Source organism: Streptomyces sp. NPDC002793 (genome assembly GCF_040295485.1).
Taxonomy (GTDB): Bacteria; Actinomycetota; Actinomycetes; order Streptomycetales; family Streptomycetaceae; genus Streptomyces.
In genome coordinates, this window is the sequence record NZ_JBEOVL010000008.1 from 123,612 (window position 1) to 143,000 (window position 19,389).

Annotated in this window: 17 protein-coding genes and 2 pseudogenes; 8 read left to right on the plus strand and 11 right to left on the minus strand. The window is 71.0% G+C overall.

Features of this window, described 5'->3' with window-relative positions:
* Nucleotides 1–8: 8 nt before the first annotated feature.
* Nucleotides 9–1,070, minus strand: a complete 1,062-nt coding sequence (trpS, locus tag ABT001_RS10240; protein WP_351275036.1) for a tryptophan--tRNA ligase — start codon at nt 1,068–1,070, stop codon at nt 9–11.
* 184 nt (nt 1,071–1,254) lie between these two features.
* Nucleotides 1,255–1,383 carry a DUF6126 family protein gene (locus ABT001_RS10245; RefSeq protein WP_351275038.1) on the minus strand — a complete coding sequence of 43 codons (129 nt, stop codon included), beginning with the start codon at nt 1,381–1,383 and terminating at the stop codon, nt 1,255–1,257.
* Between the two features lie 173 nt (nt 1,384–1,556).
* Between ABT001_RS10245 and ABT001_RS10250 the strand changes: the two genes are divergently transcribed.
* The 3 genes from ABT001_RS10250 (at nt 1,557) to ABT001_RS10260 (ending at nt 3,836) form a co-directional block, all read left to right on the plus strand.
* Nucleotides 1,557–2,657 carry an LLM class flavin-dependent oxidoreductase gene (locus ABT001_RS10250; protein ID WP_351275040.1) on the plus strand — a complete coding sequence of 367 codons (1,101 nt, stop codon included), beginning with the start codon at nt 1,557–1,559 and terminating at the stop codon, nt 2,655–2,657.
* Nucleotides 2,658–2,662: 5 nt separating this feature from the next.
* Entirely contained in the window at nt 2,663–3,322 is a 660-nt protein-coding gene (locus tag ABT001_RS10255; protein ID WP_351275042.1) for an FMN reductase, read from the plus strand.
* A gap of 91 nt (nt 3,323–3,413) precedes the next feature.
* Nucleotides 3,414–3,836 carry a universal stress protein gene (locus tag ABT001_RS10260; RefSeq protein WP_351275044.1) on the plus strand — a complete coding sequence of 141 codons (423 nt, stop codon included), beginning with the start codon at nt 3,414–3,416 and terminating at the stop codon, nt 3,834–3,836.
* A 20-nt stretch (nt 3,837–3,856) separates the two neighbouring features.
* Here ABT001_RS10260 and ABT001_RS10265 read toward each other — a convergent pair whose 3' ends face one another.
* Nucleotides 3,857–4,228, minus strand: coding sequence for a cupin domain-containing protein (locus tag ABT001_RS10265; protein ID WP_351275046.1), 372 nt, complete (start codon nt 4,226–4,228; stop codon nt 3,857–3,859).
* A 160-nt stretch (nt 4,229–4,388) separates the two neighbouring features.
* Nucleotides 4,389–4,799: a hypothetical protein gene (locus ABT001_RS10270; protein WP_351275048.1), complete on the minus strand. Its 411-nt coding sequence runs from the start codon at nt 4,797–4,799 to the stop codon at nt 4,389–4,391.
* Nucleotides 4,800–4,926: 127 nt separating this feature from the next.
* On the opposite strand from ABT001_RS10270, the gene ABT001_RS10275 reads away from it, so the two are divergent.
* From ABT001_RS10275 to ABT001_RS10295, 3 genes and pseudogenes are all read left to right on the plus strand, one after another.
* A complete protein-coding gene (locus ABT001_RS10275; protein ID WP_351275224.1) occupies nt 4,927–5,799 on the plus strand; it encodes a hypothetical protein in 873 nt (290 codons plus the stop codon).
* 72 nt (nt 5,800–5,871) lie between these two features.
* Nucleotides 5,872–7,426, plus strand: a pseudogene (locus ABT001_RS36050) (MFS transporter).
* A 5-nt stretch (nt 7,427–7,431) separates the two neighbouring features.
* Nucleotides 7,432–8,022, plus strand: coding sequence for a TetR/AcrR family transcriptional regulator (locus tag ABT001_RS10295; protein ID WP_351275226.1), 591 nt, complete (start codon nt 7,432–7,434; stop codon nt 8,020–8,022).
* Here ABT001_RS10295 and ABT001_RS10300 read toward each other — a convergent pair.
* Together ABT001_RS10300 and ABT001_RS10305 are read right to left on the minus strand one after the other, a co-directional pair.
* A complete protein-coding gene (locus ABT001_RS10300) occupies nt 8,019–8,432 on the minus strand; it encodes an RNA-binding S4 domain-containing protein (protein ID WP_351275049.1) in 414 nt (137 codons plus the stop codon). The genes ABT001_RS10295 and ABT001_RS10300 overlap by 4 nt on opposite strands.
* A gap of 130 nt (nt 8,433–8,562) precedes the next feature.
* On the minus strand, nt 8,563–10,623 hold the full coding sequence (locus ABT001_RS10305) for a PhoX family protein (protein ID WP_351275051.1): 2,061 nt from the start codon (nt 10,621–10,623) through the stop codon (nt 8,563–8,565).
* Between the two features lie 350 nt (nt 10,624–10,973).
* Here ABT001_RS10305 and ABT001_RS10310 point away from each other — a divergent pair, with 350 nt between their 5' ends.
* On the plus strand, nt 10,974–12,527 hold the full coding sequence (locus ABT001_RS10310; RefSeq protein WP_351275053.1) for a VWA domain-containing protein: 1,554 nt from the start codon (nt 10,974–10,976) through the stop codon (nt 12,525–12,527).
* On the opposite strand, the gene ABT001_RS10315 is transcribed toward ABT001_RS10310, so the two are convergent.
* Complete coding sequence (locus tag ABT001_RS10315; protein WP_351275228.1) at nt 12,461–13,657, minus strand: sensor histidine kinase; 1,197 nt, start codon at nt 13,655–13,657, stop codon at nt 12,461–12,463. The two genes, ABT001_RS10310 and ABT001_RS10315, sit on opposite strands and share 67 nt — an antisense overlap.
* Nucleotides 13,658–13,719: 62 nt before the next feature.
* Complete coding sequence (locus tag ABT001_RS10320) at nt 13,720–14,373, minus strand: response regulator transcription factor (protein WP_351275230.1); 654 nt, start codon at nt 14,371–14,373, stop codon at nt 13,720–13,722.
* 147 nt (nt 14,374–14,520) lie between these two features.
* Between ABT001_RS10320 and metG the strand changes: the two genes are divergently transcribed.
* Nucleotides 14,521–16,134, plus strand: a complete 1,614-nt coding sequence (gene metG / locus ABT001_RS10325; RefSeq protein WP_351275055.1) for a methionine--tRNA ligase — start codon at nt 14,521–14,523, stop codon at nt 16,132–16,134.
* A gap of 66 nt (nt 16,135–16,200) precedes the next feature.
* Here metG and ABT001_RS10330 read toward each other — a convergent pair.
* From ABT001_RS10330 to aspS, 3 genes and pseudogenes are all read right to left on the minus strand, one after another.
* Nucleotides 16,201–16,376, minus strand: a pseudogene (locus ABT001_RS10330) (Uma2 family endonuclease); the annotation flags it as partial.
* Nucleotides 16,377–16,407: 31 nt separating this feature from the next.
* Nucleotides 16,408–17,169, minus strand: coding sequence for a hypothetical protein (locus ABT001_RS10335; protein ID WP_351275057.1), 762 nt, complete (start codon nt 17,167–17,169; stop codon nt 16,408–16,410).
* A gap of 217 nt (nt 17,170–17,386) precedes the next feature.
* On the minus strand, nt 17,387–19,204 hold the full coding sequence (aspS, locus tag ABT001_RS10340) for an aspartate--tRNA ligase (RefSeq protein ID WP_351275059.1): 1,818 nt from the start codon (nt 19,202–19,204) through the stop codon (nt 17,387–17,389).
* Nucleotides 19,205–19,389: the final 185 nt, after the last annotated feature.

Below are 19,389 nucleotides of genomic sequence, written 5' to 3' on the forward strand. Positions count from 1 at the left end.
GAGAGGGGCTAACGGAACATCCCCATCGCGTCCCGCACCTCCGTCAGGGTCGCTTCGGCCACGGCGTTCGCCCGCTCGTTCCCGGCGCGCAGCACGTCGCGCACGTACCCCATGTCCTGGGCGTACTCCGCCCGCCGGGCGCGGATCGGGGCCATCGCCGCGTTGACGGCCTCCGTCACGGTGCGCTTGAGTCCGGCCGCGCCGCTGTTCCCGATCTCCTCGGCGACCTCGTGCGGGTCTCGGCCCAGGCAGAGCGCTGCCAGCAGGACCAGGCTCGACACCCCGGGCCGCAGCTCGGGGTCGTACGTGATGTGCCGGTCGGCGTCCGTGGTGGCGCCCTTGATCAGCCGGGCGGTCTCGTCGGCGTCGGCGCCCAGCGCGATGGAGTTGCCCCGGCTCTTGCTCATCTTGGTGGCGTCGGTGCCGAGCAGCAGGGGCGCGGCGGAGAGCAGCGCGTCGGGCTCGGGGAAGACCGGTCCGTAGCGTTCGTTGAAGCGCCGGGCGACGGTGCGGGTGATCTCCAGGTGGGGCAGCTGGTCCTGGCCGACGGGGACGAGGTTGCCCTTGCAGAAGAGGATGTCGGCGGCCTGGTGCACCGGGTAGGTGTACATGAGGCCGCTGACGGCGGACTGCCGTGAGTGGGCGATCTCGTCCTTCACCGTGGGGTTGCGGCCCAGCTCGGCGACGGAGACGAGCGACAGGAACGGCAGGAGCAGCTGGTTCAGGGCGGGGACGGCGCTGTGGTTGAAGACCGTCGACCGCTCGGGGTCGATCCCGATGGCGAGGTAGTCCAGGAGCAGCCCCTCCACATGCTCGGTGAGCCGCTCGGCGACGTCCCGGTCGGTGAGGACCTGGTAGTCGGCGATGAGCACGAATACGTCGACGCCGAGGTCCTGGAGGCGGACCCGGTTGTGGAGGGTGCCGAAGTAGTGGCCGAGGTGCAGGGCCCCGGTGGGCCGGTCGCCGGTGAGGACGCGGAAGCGGCCGGGGTCCTGGGCGAGCAGCTGTTCCAGTTCGGCGCTGCGGCGTGCGGCGGGGCCGACGGGCTGTTCGTCGGTGGTCGTGGTCACGGGGTTCTCCTCGCTGGTGGTGTACGCGTGGAGGACGGCCCGCCGTGGGCACCGGGGCACAGATGAGGGCCGTCCGAAGATCGAACGGCCCTGGTTCCGCGCAGAGAAGGTGGCCGCTCCTAGGAGGAGCGCCACCGGTTCAGGCACGGTACGGAGGTCATGCGGCGAGTGTATCGCGCACCGGCTACCGGTCGGCGTGACCGCCGACGTAGAACAGCAGCATGACGAACCCGGCGAAGAGGTGGGTCGCGAAGACGTAGACGAAGACGCGCAGGGCGACGTTGCGCTCTTTCCAGCGCTCGCTCTCACTCATCGGGGCCCCTTCGTCCGGCGGCCTGCTCGGCGCCGTCTCCAGGGTACGCAGACCTGGCTCCCGCCCGCTCCGGAGCGGGTGGAATAGGGAAGGGGGGTGCTCCGTTGTAGGGTGTGTTCGCATAGTTCAACGTTCAACCAAAACGACGCGCAACACCTCTGGAGGCGGGCGCCATGCAGTTCGGGATCTTCACCGTCGGGGACGTCACCACCGACCCCACGACCGGTACGACACCGAGCGAGAACGAGCGGATCAAGGCGACCCTCGCGATCGCGCAGAAGGCCGAGGAAGTGGGCCTGGACGTCTTCGCGACCGGCGAGCACCACAACCCGCCGTTCGTCCCGTCCTCGCCGACCACCACGCTCGGCTACATCGCCGCCCGCACCGAGAAGCTGATCCTCTCCACGTCGACCACGCTGATCACCACCAACGACCCGGTGAAGATCGCCGAGGACTACGCCACGCTCCAGCACCTGGCCGACGGCCGCGTCGACCTGATGATGGGCCGAGGCAACACCGGGCCGGTCTACCCGTGGTTCGGCAAGGACATCCGCCAGGGCATCCCGCTCGCGATCGAGAACTACGCGCTGCTGCACAAGCTGTGGCGTGAGGACGTCGTCGACTGGGAGGGGAAGTTCCGCACCCCACTGCAGTCCTTCACCGCGACCCCGCGCCCGCTGGACGGCGTCCCGCCGTTCGTCTGGCACGGCTCCATCCGCTCCCCGGAGATCGCCGAGCAGGCCGCCTACTACGGCGACGGTTTCTTCCACAACCACATCTTCTGGCCGGTCGAGCACACCAAGAAGATGGTCGACCTCTACCGCAAGCGCTACGCCCACTACGGCCACGGCACCGCCGAGCAGGCCATCGTGGGCCTCGGCGGCCAGGTCTTCATGCGGAAGAACTCGCAGGACGCGGTCCGCGAGTTCCGCCCGTACTTCGACAACGCGCCGGTCTACGGGCACGGGCCCTCCCTGGAGGACTTCACCCAGCAGACCCCGCTGACCGTCGGCTCCCCGCAGGAGGTCATCGAGCGGACCCTGTCCTTCCGTGAGGACATCGGCCACTACCAGCGCCAGCTCTTCCTCATGGACCACGCGGGCCTGCCGCTGAAGACGGTCCTGGAGCAGCTCGACCTCCTGGGCGAGGAGGTCGTGCCCGTCCTGCGCAAGGAGTTCGACCGGCTGCGCCCGGCCGGAGTGCCGGACGCCCCCGTCCACCCCGCGGTCACCGCCGCCCGCGCCGCCGCCACCGCCGACACGAAGGAGCTCTGACGACCGTGTCCGCCACCACCCCCCTGAGGATCGTCGCCGTCGCGGCCGGGCTCAGCAGCCCCTCGTCCACCCGGCTGCTGGCCGACCGGCTCGCCGAGGCCACCCGCGAGAGGCTGGCGGCCGAGCAGGACCGCCGCGTCGAGGTCGAGGTCGTCGAGCTGCGCGACCTGGCCGTCGACATCGCCAACCACCTGGTCACCGGCTTCCCGCCGGCCGGCCTCGGGAAGGCCGTCGACGCGGTGTCCGGGGCGGACGGGCTGATCGCCGTGACGCCGGTGTTCACCGCCTCCTACAGCGGACTGTTCAAGTCGTTCTTCGACCTGATCGACAACACCGCGCTGACCGGCAAGCCCGTCGTCATCGCGGCGACCGGCGGAACACCCCGGCACTCGCTGGTCCTGGAGCACGCCATGCGCCCGCTCTTCGCCTATCTGAGGGCCGTCGTCCTGCCGACCTCCGTGTACGCGGCGTCGGAGGACTGGGGCTCGCCGGGGGACGAGTACACGGAGGGGCTGCCCGCCCGGATCCGGCGTGCGGGAGGCGAGCTCGCCTCCGCCGTCACCGGGCGGACCGTCTCCGGCGCCTCCCGGGCCCTCACCCTCGACGACGGTGAGGACGCGGTCGTCCCGTTCGCCCAGCAACTGGCGGATCTGCGGATCAGCTGACCACCCCATCGGGGGCCGCCCGGCCCCCGATGCCCGGTTTGACTACAGTTGCTTCCTGTATGCCGTACATGTTCCAACACCGGAGGCAGACATGGGCAGGATCGTCGTCGGCGTCGACGGATCGGACGCGTCGATCAAGGCACTGCGCTGGGCCGTACGCCAGGCCGAGCTGACCGGGGACACCGTCGAGGCGGTGAACAGCTGGGAGTACCCAGCGACCAGCTGGGCGTCCATGATGCCAGGCATGCCGGAGGACTTCGACCCGCAGGCGGCGGCGACCGTGGCCCTCAACGAGGCGCTGGAAGAGGCGCTCGGCGCCGACGGGGCGGCAGCGGTCGACAAGATCGTCGTGATCGGCAACCCCGCCCAGACCCTGCTGGAGCGCTCCCGGGGAGCGAACCTGCTGGTCGTCGGAGCGCGTGGCTACAGCGGCTTCAAGGCGACCCTGCTCGGCTCGGTCAGCCTCCACGTCACCCAGCACGCCACCTGCCCGGTCACCGTCGTCCACGACTGACCGAACGGACCCCGGGAGGGTCAGCCCGGGGACGTGAGGTGTCCGACGACCCGGGCGAACTCCTCCGTGGGCGAGAAGTCGACGTACTCGCAGTCGTCGAGCGCCTCAGGCGCGTGACCGGGACCCCAGTAGAACGCCTGGCCGGCCTCGTAGACCTCGTACGCCTCCGGGCCCTCCCCGGTCCGCATCCTGAGCCGTCCCTTGAGGAGGTAGCCCCAGTGGGGGCAGGGGCACAGGTCGTCGGGCAGCCCCTTGAGGGCCGGGCCCATGTCCGTCCCCTTGGAGAACCGGGCGAACGCGACCGTCAGGCCACCGCCGATCTCCTTCATGCGCAGCTCCGCGCCGTCGGTCTCGATGGCAACGGGCGTCTCGTTCCGTGTGGTCGCCGTCATGGCTCCTCCAGGTCCGTTTCCCGTGCCCCCTTCCAAGTCTGGGCCCGGGTGCGGACCCGCGCGAGGCCGGCCGGCCCCGTCGCCGTTCGACATCCCGGCGACCGCACCCCCTCACGTCCAGCCCTTCGTCCAGCCCTTACGTCCGGGAGAACGGCCGGGTTCACTCCTCGCGGGTGTAGTAGGCGTAGAACATCGTGCAGAACATCCCCGCGCCGACCGCGAGCCCGATGAGGCTCGCCGCCAGCACGCTCCGGCCGTTCAGGCTGGACAGGAAGCCGACCGCGCCCCCGGCCAGCACGCCGAACGCGGCGGCCCGCAGCTCGCGCGGCAGGGCCCACCGGACCCGCACCAGGGCGTAGCAGAGCGCGGCGAAGACGGCCCCGGACACGACTCCGAGCCAGATCTGCCCCCCGGTGGTCGCCCCGCCGTCCCGCGCGATGAAGAAGGCCCAGAAGCCGAGGATCACGCCCAGTGCCAGGGGCACCGCCCAGGCGAGCGCGCTGTGTCCCCGCCGGGCAGGGGTGCGTGCGTGCGTACGGCGGCGCATCGGCATCGTCGCGTGTGTGGCCATGGCGCACAGCTCCTTCCGTCGCCCCCGTCCCTGTCTCCCTCCAGCGCACACCCGGCCGGGCCGCCCGGCAACTCGGATGGCGTACGGCCCGGAGCGCCACGCCGCCGCGCACGATTGGCTGGTGCCCGTGCGGACCTACATCTCAGCGGCCCTGTCGGCGGTACTGCTCGTCCTGCTCGCCGTCCTGGTCCCGCTGAGCGCGCTCTCCGCCTGGGTCGATCTGGAGCTGGACGACACCGACCGCTATCTCGCCGCGGTCTCCCCGCTCGCCTCCGACCCGGACGTCCAGGACACGGTGGCCACCCAGGTCACGGACGAGACGATGAAGAACATCGACCTCGGGCCGCTCCAGGAGACAGCCGCGCAGTTCCTGCACGGAACGGCGCTGTCGTTCACCACGACCGAGGCGTTCCAGCGGGCCTGGGACGGCGCGAACCGGGCGGCGCACCAGGCCGTGACCGCGTCGCTGCGCGGGGAGGACGGGCAGGCGGTCACCGTCGATCTGGCGCCGGTGCTCGAAGAGGTCAAGAGGGAGCTGGCCGGCAGCGGGGTGCCGTTCGCCGACCGGATCCCGGTCCGGAAGACCGCGATCACCGTGCTCTCCGCCGACCGCGCCGACGACCTGCGGTCCTCCTTCCGGTGGCTGCGGTACTGCAGCGTCTGGCCGGCCGTCGCGACGGTGGTGCTGCTCGTCCTGGTGCTGGGCCTCGCGCTCGTACGCGGCGGTCCCCGGGCAGGTCTGACGGCCGCCGCCGTAGCCGGCGGCGGGCTGGTGCTCGGCGCGGTCCTGCTGCGGATCGCCGTCGCCGTGGGCCGCGACCGGGTGCTCGACGAGGTGCCGGGTACCGACCGGGGCGGGGCCGCCGCGGTGTACGACGCGGTGACCGCCTCGCTGCTGACGACGGTGTGGGGCGTGCTGATCGCGGGGGCGGTCCTGGTGATCGCCGGCGCGGCGGGACGGGTCGTGGCGGCCCGGCGGGGAGTGGGCCACCGGAGCTGACGAGCGCTCCCCACCCTGACGTTGAACGATGGTACAACTAGTACGTTCGTTCAACTGGATTGGGGAGTGACAGTGGGAACGGAGAGATCGTTACGCGCCGGGCGGCGGGAGTGGGCCGGCTTCGCGGTGCTGGCGTTACCGACCATGCTGCTGGGGCTCGATGTGACGGCGCTGTACCTCGTCGTTCCAAGCCTGGCAGCGGACCTGCGTCCCACCGCGACGGAGACGTTGTGGATCATGGACACCTACGGATTCCTCATCGCGGGTCTCCTGATCGTCATGGGAACTCTGGGCGACAGGATCGGGCGCCGACGCCTGCTGATGATCGGCATGGCCGCCTTCGGCGCCGCCTCGGTCCTGGCCGCGTTCGCTCCCGACGCCCTCTGGCTGATCATGGCGAGAGCACTGCTGGGAGTGGCCGGAGCGACGCTCATGCCGTCCACCCTGTCCCTGATCAGCAACATGTTCACCGACGCCCGGCAGAGGGCGATGGCCTTCGGCGCATGGGCCACGGTGTTCGCGCTCGGAATGGCGGCCGGGCCGATCGTGGGTGGGGCCCTGACCGCGGGCTTCTGGTGGGGTGCGGCCTTCCTGATCGCCGTACCCGTCAGCGTGTTCGTTCTGGCCGCCGCACCGGTGCTGCTGCCGGAGTTCCGGACCGACGCCGGTCGGCTCGACCTGTTGAGCGTCGGCCTGTCGCTGACGGCGATGCTTCCGGCCGTCTATGCGGTCAAGCACGTCGCCGCACATGGCCTCGACGTCCAGGCCTCAGCCGCCGTCCTGCTCGGCGGCGGCTCGGCGGTCGCGTTCGTCCGTCGTCAACTTCGCCTGAAGGAGCCGCTGCTGGACGTCAGGCTCTTCACCGATCGGGCCTTCTCCGCCGCCCTGGCGGTCCTGCTCATCGGTCTGGTCGGCTTCGGCGGGATGATGTTCCTGATCACGCAGCACCTGCAGTTCCGTCGAGGGCCTCTCGCCCGTCGCGGCCGGCCTGTGGATGGGACCACCGGCCCTGGCCATGCTGGCCGGGGGCATCGGTGCGCCTCTGATCGCCACTCGCGTCCCACCGGGAGCCGTCATGGCCTCTTCCCTCGCACTGTCCCTCATCGGATACGCCCTCCTCGCCGCCGCCGGTACCGACAGCAGGCTGAGCGTGGTCACCGGGCTCGGCTTCCTCTACCTCGGCATCGGGGTCATCGCCGCACTGGGGACCGACCTCGTCGTCGGCGCGGCACCGCCGGAGAGGTCCGGGTCGGCCTCCGCGCTGTCGGAGACCGTGCAGGAGCTCGGGATCGCGGCCGGGGTCGCGCTCCTGGGAAGCCTCACCACGGCGATCTACCGGACGGCGGTCGAGGCCCGGCCCGGACTGCCTCGTGCTGTGGCCGAGCCCTTCGGCGACAGCCTGTCGGGCGCGGCATCCGTGGCGGACCAGTTACCGGCCGGGGCGCTCCGGAGCGCGCGGGAGGCCTTCGCCGGGGGACTCAACACCGCCGCGATCGCCGCGGGTATCGCGATCGCCGGAGCATCGGTCGTGTGCTTCAGGACGCTCCGTCACATCGGCCCGATCGGCCGGACCACCCCCGAGACCGAGCCGATAGCCTCGACCCACGTGCGCGGCGACGATCGGTAGGGGCAATGGCGGACGAGAAGGACACGGTCGACGGGCGCAAGCTACGCGGTCAACGCCGCCGAGCCCAGATCATCGAGGCAACGCTGGCGATCGTCCGCCGCGACGGTGCCGTCGGCGTGACCCATCGGACCGTCGCCAAAGAAGCCGGTATCACCACCAGCCTGACGCTCTACTACTTCGCCACGCTCGACGACCTGCTGGTCGCCGCCCTGACCGAGGTCGCCGACACGTACACCCGCCGCATCCGCCGGCTCATCGACACCGCGGACGACCCCCTCGACGGGCTCGCGCAGCTCATCGCCGAATCCGCGGGCCCGGGCCGTGAGCGCGCACTCGCCGAACGTGAGTTGTCGACGCTGGCGGCCCGCCGCCCGGCCCTGCGCCCCGCGGCGCGGGGCTGGCGCGACAGCGTCGCGGAGCTCGCCCGGACGCAGACGGACGATCCTGATGCCGTGGAAGCAGTCGTGGCACTGTGCGACGGGCTGTGCGCGGCGATCCTCCTCGACGACCACGGTGCCGACCCGGATCACGTCCGGGCAGTCCTGGGAAAGGCGCTACCTGGAACCCGCCCGCAGCGTCCGGCGATCACGCCCTAGGAGGGCGTCGGGCCCCTGCCGTGAAGGCCCTGGAGGCGTTCCATCTCGCGGCGGTCCCGCTTGGTCGGGCGGCCCGTGCCCCGGTCGCGGACCGGGACCTGGATCGCGGTCTCGCGCGGCGGCGGGGGCGGGCTGTTGTCGACGAAGCACTCGGCCGCCACCGGCGGGCCCACCCGCTTCTTCACGATCCTGGAGACGACCACGACCCGGTCCCGGCCCGCGTGCCGCAGCCGCACCTCGTCACCCGTACGCAGGACCTGGGCGGGCTTCGCGCGCTCGCCGTTGACCCGCACGTGTCCCGCGCGGCAGGCGGCAGCCGCCTGCGACCGGGTCTTCGTCAGCCGGACCGCCCAGATCCAGGCATCGACCCGAGCGCTCCCCTCCGCCTGCGGCGCCTCACCGGAAACCATGCGACGACTCTAATCCGGCGAACCCCGTCCATGGGTCGTCGGGAAGCTACGGACAGGAATCCGGGCGATATGCCCGCGTTCCCCGTCCGTGACTTCCCGACGACCCCGTTGGTCCGAGCCGGGTGGGCGGTCAGACGCCGATGTCGCTGCCGTCCTTGCGCCAGACGGCTACGACCGACGGGCGGACGATCCGGCCCGGCCCGTCCGGCCAGGCGCTCGCGGGCTTCTCGACGGACGCACCGTCGACCTCGCCCGGGTGCTGCACGGCCACGAGGACACGGCGGTCCTGGATCACCGGACCGCAGGTCTCCGCGCCGGTCGGCACCGTCAGGAACTGCTTCAGCTCACCCCGCCGTTCGCCCTGCGTCGCGACACCGAACAGGCCGTCGTGCGAGCCGAGCTGGGCGCCGTCGGTGGAGATCCACAGGTTGCCGTGGTCGTCGAAGGCCACGTTGTCCGGGCAGGAGATGGGGCTGACCTTGTCCTTCGGGAACCCGGCGAAGTACGTCGCCGGATCCTCCGGGTCACCCGCGACGAGGAACAGCCGCCAGGCGAACCCGTCACCCGCCGGGTCGTCCCAGTGCTCCGCGAGCTCAAGGATCTGACCGTGCTTGTTGGCGTTGCGCGGGTTGGCCTCGTCGGCACCCGCCTTGCCCGCCTTGCCGCGGTCGGTGTTGTTGGTGAGCGCCACATAGACCCGGCCGGTGCGCGGCGAGGGCTCGACGTCCTCGGGCCGGTCCATCTTGGTGGCGCCGACCTTGTCACCGGCCAGGCGGGTGAAGACGTACACCTCGTCGGCGGTCATGCCGGGGACGTGCGAGGTGGTGCCCGTGGCGAGCGGGATCCAGACGCCGCTGCCGTCGAACTCCCCGTCGGAGGGGAGCTTGCCCGTGCCGTCGAACTCGGCTGCCGGGGAGTCCCCGGTCAGCTTGGCGACGTACAGCGTGCCCTCGTCGAGCAGCGTGAGGTTGTGCTCCCGGGCGGCCCGCGAGTTGCCCTTCTTCATCCGCTTGCTGGAGACGAACTTGTAGAAGTAGTCGAAGCGTTCGTCGTCCCCCATGTAGACCACGGGGCGGCCGTCGGAGGTCAGCCGGGGCGCTGCCGCCTCGTGCTTGAACCGGCCCAGCGCGGTCCGCTTGCGGGGCGTGGAATCCGGGTCGTACGGGTCGAGTTCGACGACCCAGCCGAAGCGGTGCGACTCGTTGGGCTCCTGCGCCAGGTCGAAGCGCTTGTCGAACAGCTCCCACTTGCGTTCCGTCGCGGCCGTGCCGATGCCGTAGCGCTTGTCGGTGGCGCTGGAACCGTTGGCGAAGTACTGGTTGAAGTTCTCCTCGCCGTGCAGGGTGGTGCCCCACGGGGTGGTGCCGCCCGCGCAGTTGTTGAGCGTGCCGAGCACCTTGCGCCCGGTGCGGTCGGCGGAGGTGCGGAGCAGTGGACTGCCCGCGGCCGGTCCGGTGACCCGGAATTCACTGGTCGCGGTGAGACGGCGGTTCAGCGGGTGGCGGTTGACCGGGGCGAGCTTGCCGGTGCGGCTCTCCTCCTGGACGACGACCACGGAGAGTCCGTGCGCCGCCCAGGCGATCTCGACCTGCTCACGGGTCGGGGCGGCCGGATCGTATCCACGGAACATCAGGATCTCGTCCGTGTACTCGTGGTTGGCGACCATCACCTGACGGCCGCGTTCGCCGCGGAGCGGGAGAAGGGAGAGAAAGTCGTTGTTGTAACCGAACTGGCCCGCCTGCGCCTTCGCGGACTGCTTGTCCGGGTCGAAGGCGGGCGCTCCGCGCAGGATCGGTTCGCCCCAGCGGATCACAACGTTCTGGCCGTAGCCCTCGGGGACCGAGACCTTGTCGTCCTTGTTGGGCGCGACCGCCGCGAACCGCAGACCCCGGGCACCCGAAGGAGTGGGCTTCGGCCTGCCTCCCGGACGTCCCGCGAGCGGTGCGGCCTCGGCGGTCGTGGCCGCCGGGCCGGCGAGTGCGGCGGTTCCCGCGGCGGCGGCCACGGTCACCACGGCGGCTGCGCGCATCATCGACCGGCGGGACAGGGCACCGGCGATGATGTCACCGGCGTACTCGTTGTCGCTGGTGTTCGGGATTTCCTGGAAGCAGGCGTCACCGCAGCGGTAGCGGCAGGTCAACGCAGAGCGCCCGCCCGGGTGCGAGCCGATGAGCGGCAGCAGGTTGCGCACGTTTTCGTCCCTCCGTCTGTGTGTCACGCGTGACGGTAGGTGCGTATCCACGCCGTACGTGGGACTGCCGGTGAACAGAGGGTGAAGTCCGGGACACCCCTGCGTCTCCGGCCCGTTGGGGACCCGGACGGGACTCGATGACGACTCGGTTGGAGATCGGTTGGCGCCTGAGCGGGCCGCACCGCCGAACGGCCGGATCCGGCCGCTAACCTTACGTATCCGCCCTGGCCAGGGACCAACTCCCGCAGTACGGACATAAGGCCGACCGGCGTACATGTAGGGCCGCCCTCCATGGACCGGGTCGGTCCACATCGCACCCACCTCATCAACTCATGCGAAAGGCCTCGCCCATGGGCATTCGGAGCTTGCTGCGCAAGGTGTTCGGCCGCACGGAGCAGGACGGGCCGACCACGGCCACCGTCCCGCCCCAGGCCGAGCGCACCCAGCCCACGGAGCCGGAGCCGGAGACCACCACTTCGGCGGCCGAGCCCGCAAAGGCGTCGGTACCGGCCCCGGCCTCCTCCTCGGACCGGTCCGCCGGTGCCGAGCACGAGCACGACAGTGGACAGGCGTCGGATCTGGTGGCGGCGGCCTTCGACAAGGCGGCCGCGACGACGACGGACACGCCGGCCGCCGCACCCGCGCCGACACCGAGGGTTCCGGCCCAGGGGTCGGACCCTGAGGCGAAGTCGGCCACGGAGACCGAGCCGAAGGCCGAGCCGAAGGCCGAGCCGGTCTCCGCAGCGCCGATCACGATCGACATCGACCCGGAGCCGGAGCCGGAGCCCGAACCGGAGACGGTGGCGAAGACGGAAGCGGAGCCCACGGCTGCCGAGGAACCCGCGGCTGCCGTGGAGCCCGCGGCTGCTGAGAAGCCCGCCACGGAGGTGCCTGCCGACGAGGAGCCCGCCACCGAGGCCAAGGGGGAGGCAGCACCGGAGCCGGTCGCCGCCGAGGAGCCCCCGGTCGGGACGCCCGCCACCGAGACGACGGCCGAGCCCGTCGTCGAGCCCGAGCCCGCCGCCGAGCCGGAGCCCGTCGTCGAGCCCGAGCCGGCAGCTGCGTCCGAGGCGCCGAAGGCGGAACCGGTCGCCGAAGCCACGCCCGAGCCGGTCGCCGAAGCCGAGCCCGCCGTTGAGCCGGTCGCCGTGCCCGAGCCCGCCGCCGAGCCGGTCGCTGTCGCAGTGCCCGAGCCGGCAGCCGCCCCCACCGGCAAGCCCGCCGTCACCCTCGCCCGGGTCAAGACCGCCGCGCCCGCCCTCGTGGCCCCGTACAAGGCCGCACAGGCCGGGCTCAAGGCGCACGGGCTGACCGGGCTGCGGGCCACCGTGTATCTGGTGCTCGACCGGTCCGGGTCCATGCGGCCGTTCTACAAGGACGGCAGCGCCCAGCACCTCGGCGACCGCGCCCTCGCGCTGGCCGCGCACCTGGACGCGGACGCCACCGTGCCCGTCGTCTTCTTCTCGACCGACATCGACGGCACCGGGACGATCGACCTCACGGCCCACGAGGGCCGGGTCGACGAACTGCACGCGGGCCTCGGACGCCTGGGACGTACGAACTACCACCGCGCCGTCGAGGAGGTCGTCTCGCATCACGAGAAGTCCGGGGCCACCGGCCCGGCACTGGTGATCTTCCAGACCGACGGCGCCCCGGACGCCAAGGTGGCGGCCAAGCAGGCCCTCGCGGACGCGGCACGGCTGCCGCTCTTCTTCCAGTTCGTCGCGTTCGGCGACGAGGACGCGAAGGCCTTCGACTTCCTGCGCAGGCTGGACGCCGGGAACGCCGGGTTCTTCCACGCGGGCCCCGCCCCGCGCGAGGTGCCCGACGCGACGTTCTACCGGGAGATCCTCGCCGGACTGCCCGCCTGGGCCAAGGCCCACGGAGTCGTCGCGGAGGACTGATCCACCGGCAGCCGTACGGTCACGGCGAGCCCGCCCTCCGGGCCGGGTACCGCCGTGGCCGTACCGCCGTGGGCCACCGCGATGGACCGCACGATCGACAGTCCGAGCCCCGAGCCTTGCCCCATCCGGTCCCGCCCTTCTCCGCGCCGGAACGGCTGGAAGAACCCGGCGATGTCCCCCTCGGCCACCACCGGGCCCGTGTTGCGGACGACCAGGGTCCCGTCGGCCGACAGGGACACCCGCACCAGGCCGCCGGGCACGTTGTACCGCACCGCGTTGGACAGCAGATTCGCGACCAGTTGCGCGAGCAGCTGACGGTTCCCCCGGACGACGCAGGGCTCGGCCTCGACCGTGACCTCCGGCCGGGACACCAGCGCCCGGTCCGTCGCCGCCACGGGCCGGGCGGCCTCCTCCGCCACCACCCGCTCCAGGTCGACCTCCGTGCGCTCGCTCCTCGCCAGCCCCTGTTCGCTGCGCGCCAGCACCAGCAGCCCTTCGATGAGCCGCTCGCTGCGCCGGTTGTTGTCCAGCAACGTCTGACGGGTCCGTACGAGGTCCTCCGGCGAGGGATCGTCGAGCCCCACCTGGATCGCGGCCCGCTGGGTGGCCAGCGGGGTCCGCAGCTCGTGCGAGGCGTTGGCGATGAACCGCCGCTGACTGTCGAAGGCCTTCTCCAGCCGCGCCAGCAGCGCGTCGAGCGTCTCGCCCAGCTCCTTCAGCTCGTCGTCCGGGCCACTGGACGCGATCCGCTCGTGCAGGGTGTGCTCGGAGAGCCGTCGTGCCTGGGCCGTCATCGCGTGGACCGGCCGCAGCACCCGCCCCGCGGTCCACCAGCCCACGCCGACCGCGCACCCCGTCATGACGAGCAGCGCGGTGGCCGACCAGTACAGGAGTTCCCTGCCGGCGGCGTCGCTGACGTCGTCGGTGACGTCGTAGACCGTGGGCGGGCCGAGACGGCCCCGGGTGTGCAGCGGACCGTTGACCGCGAAACCCGGCTGGGCGACAGCGGCGGAGGTGGCGATGGCCCGTGCCTGCGAGTCCGTGCCGGCGCGCGACGCCAGATTGACCGTGGCGAGCAGCGCCGTACCGAGGATCAGGAAGACCCCGCCGTACACGAGGGCGATCCGCATCCGGATCGTCGAGTGCCGGCCTTGCGCCGCACCGGTCGCCCGCAGCGGCTTCAGCAGCCGGCTCACAGGGCGTACCCGACGCCCTGCACGGTGCGGATCAGCGCCGGTTCCCCCAGCTTGGCGCGGAGCTTGCTCATGCAGACGCGGACGGCGCCGGTGAAGGGATCGGCGTTGGCGTCCCAGGCCCGCTCCAGCAGCTCCTCGGCGCTGACCGTGCCGCCGTCGGCCTCCAGCAGCAGTTGCAGCACGGTGAACTCCTTGGGCGACAGGTCCAGCTCCCGCCCGTCCCGGGTGGCGGCCCGGCGCACGCTGTCCAGCCGGATGCCGTGCCGCTCCAGCTGCGGCGGCACGGGCCTTGCGCTGCGCCGCCGCAGGGCGCGCACCCGGGACACCAGCTCGGGGAATTCGAAGGGCTTGCTCACGTAGTCGTCGGCGCCGAGGTCGAGGCCCTCCACCCGGTCCTCCATGGTCCCGGAGGCGGTGAGCATCAGGATCCTGGTCCGCGAACCGGCGGACACGAGCCGACGGGCCACGTCGTCACCGTGCACCCGGGGCAGATCACGGTCCAGGACGACCACGTCGTAGTCGTGCAGCCCCAGATAGGCGAGCGCCGCGTCCCCGCTGTACACGGTGTCGACGGCGAATCCGGCCCTCCGCAGCCCGGTCGCCACCAACTCCGCCAGGATCTCCTCGTCCTCGGCGACCAGTACCCGCATCGTGTTGTCCCCTGCCTCGTGCACGCGTGCCCACTCCTCCCAGGATGCGTCTTTGGTACGGGAAAGGATGTTTCGCAAAGCTCTCCGCGGCCGGGGCCCCCGTTATCGATGTGAGTGGATCTCCCACGGACCGTTAGGATTTCGACCATGGCGGCCACCGGATCCGAGAAGCAGGGGGGCGACGGCGTGAAGAGTTTCTACGTGTCGACCCCCATTTACTACGTCAACGACGCTCCTCACCTGGGGCACGCCTATACGACCGTCGCAGGCGACGTGCTCACCCGCTGGCACCGCCAGCGGGGCGAGAAGGTGTGGTACCTCACGGGCACGGACGAGCACGGTCAGAAAATCATGCGCACGGCCGAGGCGAACGACGTCACGCCGCAGGCCTGGTGCGACAAGCTCGTCGAGGAGGCCTGGAAGCCCCTCTGGGAGCACCTGAACATCGCGAACGACGACTTCATCCGTACGACGGAGAAGCGGCACACGGACCGTGTGCAGGAGTTCGTGCAGGACCTGTACGACAAGGACCAGATCTACAAGGGCGGGTACGAAGGCCCGTACTGCGTGGGCTGCGAGGAGTACAAGCTCCCCGGTGACCTCATCGAGGCCGAGGACGGCACGAAGCTGTGCCCGATCCACAAGAAGCCGGTGGAGCTCCTCAAGGAGGAGAACTACTTCTTCAAGCTGAGTGAGTACGGCCCGAAGCTCATGGAGTTCTACGCGGCCAACCCGGGCTTCATCCAGCCCGAGTCCGCCCGCAACGAGATCGTGAACTTCGTCAAGCAGGGTCTGCAGGACCTGTCGATCTCGCGCTCCACCTTCGACTGGGGCGTCCCGGTCCCGTGGGACCCGAAGCACGTCATCTACGTGTGGATCGACGCGCTGCTCAACTACGCGACGGCGGTCGGCTACGGCGCCAACCAGGAGAAGTTCGACGGCACCTTCCCGGCGGACGTGCACCTGATCGGCAAGGACATCCTGCGCTTCCACTCGGTCATCTGGCCGGCCATGCTGATGGCGCAGGGCCTGCCGCTGCCCGGCAAGGTCGTCGCCAACGGCTGGCTGATGGTCGGCGGCGAGAAGATGTCCAAGTCGAACCTGACGGGCATCAAGCCGCAGGACCTGACCTCACACTTCGGTGTCGACGCGTACCGCTGGTACTTCCTGCGTGCCATCGCCTACGGCAGCGACGGCTCGTTCTCCTGGGAGGACTTCAGCGCCCGCTACACCTCGGAGCTCGCCAACGACTACGGCAACCTCGCCTCGCGCGTGGCAGCCATGGTCGGCAAGTACTTCGGCGGCGCGCTCCCGGAGGCCACGGCCCCCGGTGACGCCGAGCAGGCGGTCCAGGAGGGCCTGGCCAAGGCTGTCGCCGCCGCCGACCGGAAGATCGGCGAGGACCTGGACTTCCAGGGCGGCATCCTGGCGATCTTCGACTTCGTGAAGCAGGTCAACGGCTACATCACGGAGCAGGAGCCCTGGAAGGTCGCCAAGGACACGTCGCCGGAGGGCCAGGCCCGCCTCGCGACCATCCTGTACACGGCGGCCGACTCGCTGCGCGGTGTCGCGGTCCTGCTGAACGCCGTGATGCCGGACACCTCGCAGAAGCTGTGGGAGTCCCTGGGGGCCGAGGCGTCCCTGGGCGCCCTGGCCGACCAGCCGGTGCAGGACGCGGGCCGCTGGGGCCAGCTGCCCGTGGGCGCGACGGTGACGAAGGGCGCGGTGCTGTTCCCGCGTCTGGAGGAGAAGCCCGCGTAAGCGACATACGCGTCGAGGAGCCCGGGACCCGAACACATCGGGCCCCGGGCTCCCTCGCGTGACGGGTCAGCGCGTCCAGATCTTGAGCGGCTCGGTGTCGAGATCGATCCCCACCGGGTCGGGGAGCGTCCGGTCTTGCCGTACGGCACGGTGGCCACCTGCTCGTACCGCACGCCGTGGGGCTGTGAGTGGGCCTTCACCTCGCAGGAGTCCCGGTCGATCAGCAGATGGACCGGGGTGCCTATGGGCATGTGTCCACGCCCGGTCCGCGTTTCACCGGGCCAGCGACGCGGCGTCCCCCATCACGATCACGGGGTGTTTCGCGGGGTCCAGCGTGAGCAGCAGCTCCCGCATCCGGTCCTCGGTGAGCGAGACGCAGCCCTGGGTGGGCCCCCCGTGGTCCACGTGGATCCAGATGCCGCCGCCCCTCTCCTCGCCGAGCGGCCGGGTGCGGTCCAGGGGGCTCGTGCCCGGGGTCCGGTTGTAGTTGATGGCGACGACGTAGTCGAAGGAGCCTTCGAGGGGCTCCCCCAGGAAGCCCTCGCCGGTCACCGAGAAGCGGTGCTCTTCGTCGTACGGGAGCAGAGCCCCAGGGTCGGGCAGCCGGCCGCCCGCGTCGGTGAGGCCGAAGACCCCGACGGGGGACCTGAGGTCGTCCGCGAGATGGTGGTCCGTCCAGCCCCGCATGCCGTTGTGGGCGGGCCAGGGGCCTGCCCCTGGTCTCCAGCCGAGAGCGGGGTCGTCGAAGCTGTGGAGCACGACCGTGGAGCGGTTGGAGTCGGGGCCCTCCCCGGTCACCACGACGGCCTGCCGAGCCGTGGCGGGGATCTGCGCCCGGGTCTGCGGACCCAGCCCCGGGATCTCGGAGGGGCGGCGGAGGGGTTCCGCCGTGCGGGACTGCACGGCGGAGGCCCCGGGGCCGTCGGCGCCCCGGGGCGCCGCCGGGTCGGCGGTCTGCACCGCTCCGGAGGAACAGCCGATGACCAGCAGGAGCAGGAGGACGAGCAGGACGTACGGGCGACGCGCGACGGACACGGGCGGAACTCCTCGGTGGGGGGCGGACGAGCACTTCCCGTGCCAGTCTTTTCCGCGCCCGACTGCGCCGAACCGGAACCGGGGCCATCCGGATGTACCCGGCCCGGCGGGTACGAAGGTGCGGAAATTCCCTCTGTCCACCCGTACGCAGAGAAAACAGTCCCCGGCCGGGCGGCCGGGGACTGTTTCACGTGGAACCGAAGCGGAACGAGGGTGCCTACTTGGCGCCGGTGTCCCGCGCGACCGAGTCCTTGGCCTCCGCCTTCTCCTTCGCCGCCGCGACAGGCTTGCGGAGCTGGATGTTCAGCTCGCGCAGGCGGGTCTCGTCCAGCTCGCTCGGGGCGCCCATCATCAGGTCCTGGGCGTTGCCGTTGAGCGGGAAGGCGATCGTCTCGCGGATGTTCGGCTCGTCGGCCAGCAGCATCACGATGCGGTCGACGCCCGGGGCGATGCCACCGTGCGGCGGGGCGCCGAGGCGGAACGCGCGCAGCATGCCCGCGAACTCCCGCTCCACGGTCTCCGCCTCGTAACCGGCGATCGCGAAGGCCTTCAGCATGACCTCGGGCTCGTGGTTACGGATGGCGCCGGAGGACAGCTCGATGCCGTTGCAGACGATGTCGTACTGCCACGCCAGGATGTCGAGCGGGTCCTTCTCCTCCAGGTCCTTCATGCCGCCCTGGGGCATGGAGAACGGGTTGTGCGAGAAGTCGATCTTGCCGGTGTCCTCGTCCTTCTCGTACATCGGGAAGTCGACGATCCAGCAGAAGCGGAAGACGCCCTCCTCGAAGTGGCCGGCGCGCTTGGCGGCCTCGACGCGGACGACGGACATGATCTTGGAGACCTCGTCGAACTCGCCCGCGCCGAAGAAGACGGCGTGGCCGGGCACGAGGGACAGACGCTCGGTGAGGGTCTTGACGTCCGACTCGGTGAGGAACTTGGCGATCGGGCCCGCCAGCGTGCCGTCCTCGGCGACGCGGACCCAGGCGAGGCCCTTGGCGCCGTGCTCGACCGCGTACGCACCGAGGCCGTCGAAGAACTTCCGGGACTGGCCCGCGGTGTCCGGCACCGGAAGGGCGCGGACGTGCTTGCCGGCGAAGGCCTTGAACTCCGAGTCCGCGAAGATGTCGGAGATGTCGACGAGCTCCAGCTGGGCGCGCAGGTCCGGCTTGTCGTTGCCGTACTTCAGCATCGACTCGCGGAACGGGATGCGCGGGAACGGCGAGGTCACGTGACGGCCGTTGCCGAACTCCTCGAAGAGCTCGGTCATGAGCTTCTCGATCGGCTGGAAGACGTCCTCCTGCTCGACGAACGACATCTCGACGTCGAGCTGGTAGAACTCGCCGGGCGAACGGTCGGCGCGGGCGTCCTCGTCGCGGAAACAGGGCGCGATCTGGAAGTAGCGGTCGAAGCCGGAGATCATCAGCAGCTGCTTGAACTGCTGCGGCGCCTGCGGGAGGGCGTAGAACTTGCCCGGGTTCAGGCGGGAGGGGACCACGAAGTCACGGGCGCCCTCGGGGGAGGTCGCGGCGAGGATCGGGGTCGCCATCTCGTTGAAGCCGAGGGCCACCATCTTGGAGCGGATGGAGGCGATGACGGACGAGCGCAGCATGATGTTGCGGTGCATGCGCTCGCGGCGCAGGTCGAGGAAGCGGTACTCCAGGCGCCGCTCCTCGTTGACCCCGTCCTCCGTGTTGATCGTGAAGGGCAGCGGGGCGGCTTCGCCCAGCACCTCGACCTCGGTGACCTCGATCTCGATGTCACCGGTCGGGAGCTCGGGGTTGACGTTGTCGGCGCCGCGCGCGGAGACCTTGCCGTCGATCCGGACGACGGTCTCCTTGGTCAGCTTCGCCAGGGCCTCGTTGCCGGGCGTACCCGGGCGGGCGACGAGCTGCACCAGACCGTAGTGGTCACGCAGATCGATGAAGAGGATGCCACCCAGGTCTCGGCGATTGTGCAGCCAGCCGCTCAGCCGGACGTCGGTGCCGACGTCAGAGGCGCGGAGCTCGCCGCAGGTGTGGGACCTGTACCGATGCATCGTCGTTCATCCAGTCTTCGCGGTTCGGGGTGGATTGACACCCCAGGCTACCGCCCGTGGCGGTACCGCTTCATAGGCATTGTCGCCGTACGGCTGTCCGAGAGCCGCCCGCCCGGCCCGCGACGGTCTCCGAAGGCCTCCGCCGGACAGCGTGCGTGCGGTGCCCGCCGGTGGCGGCAGGGCGG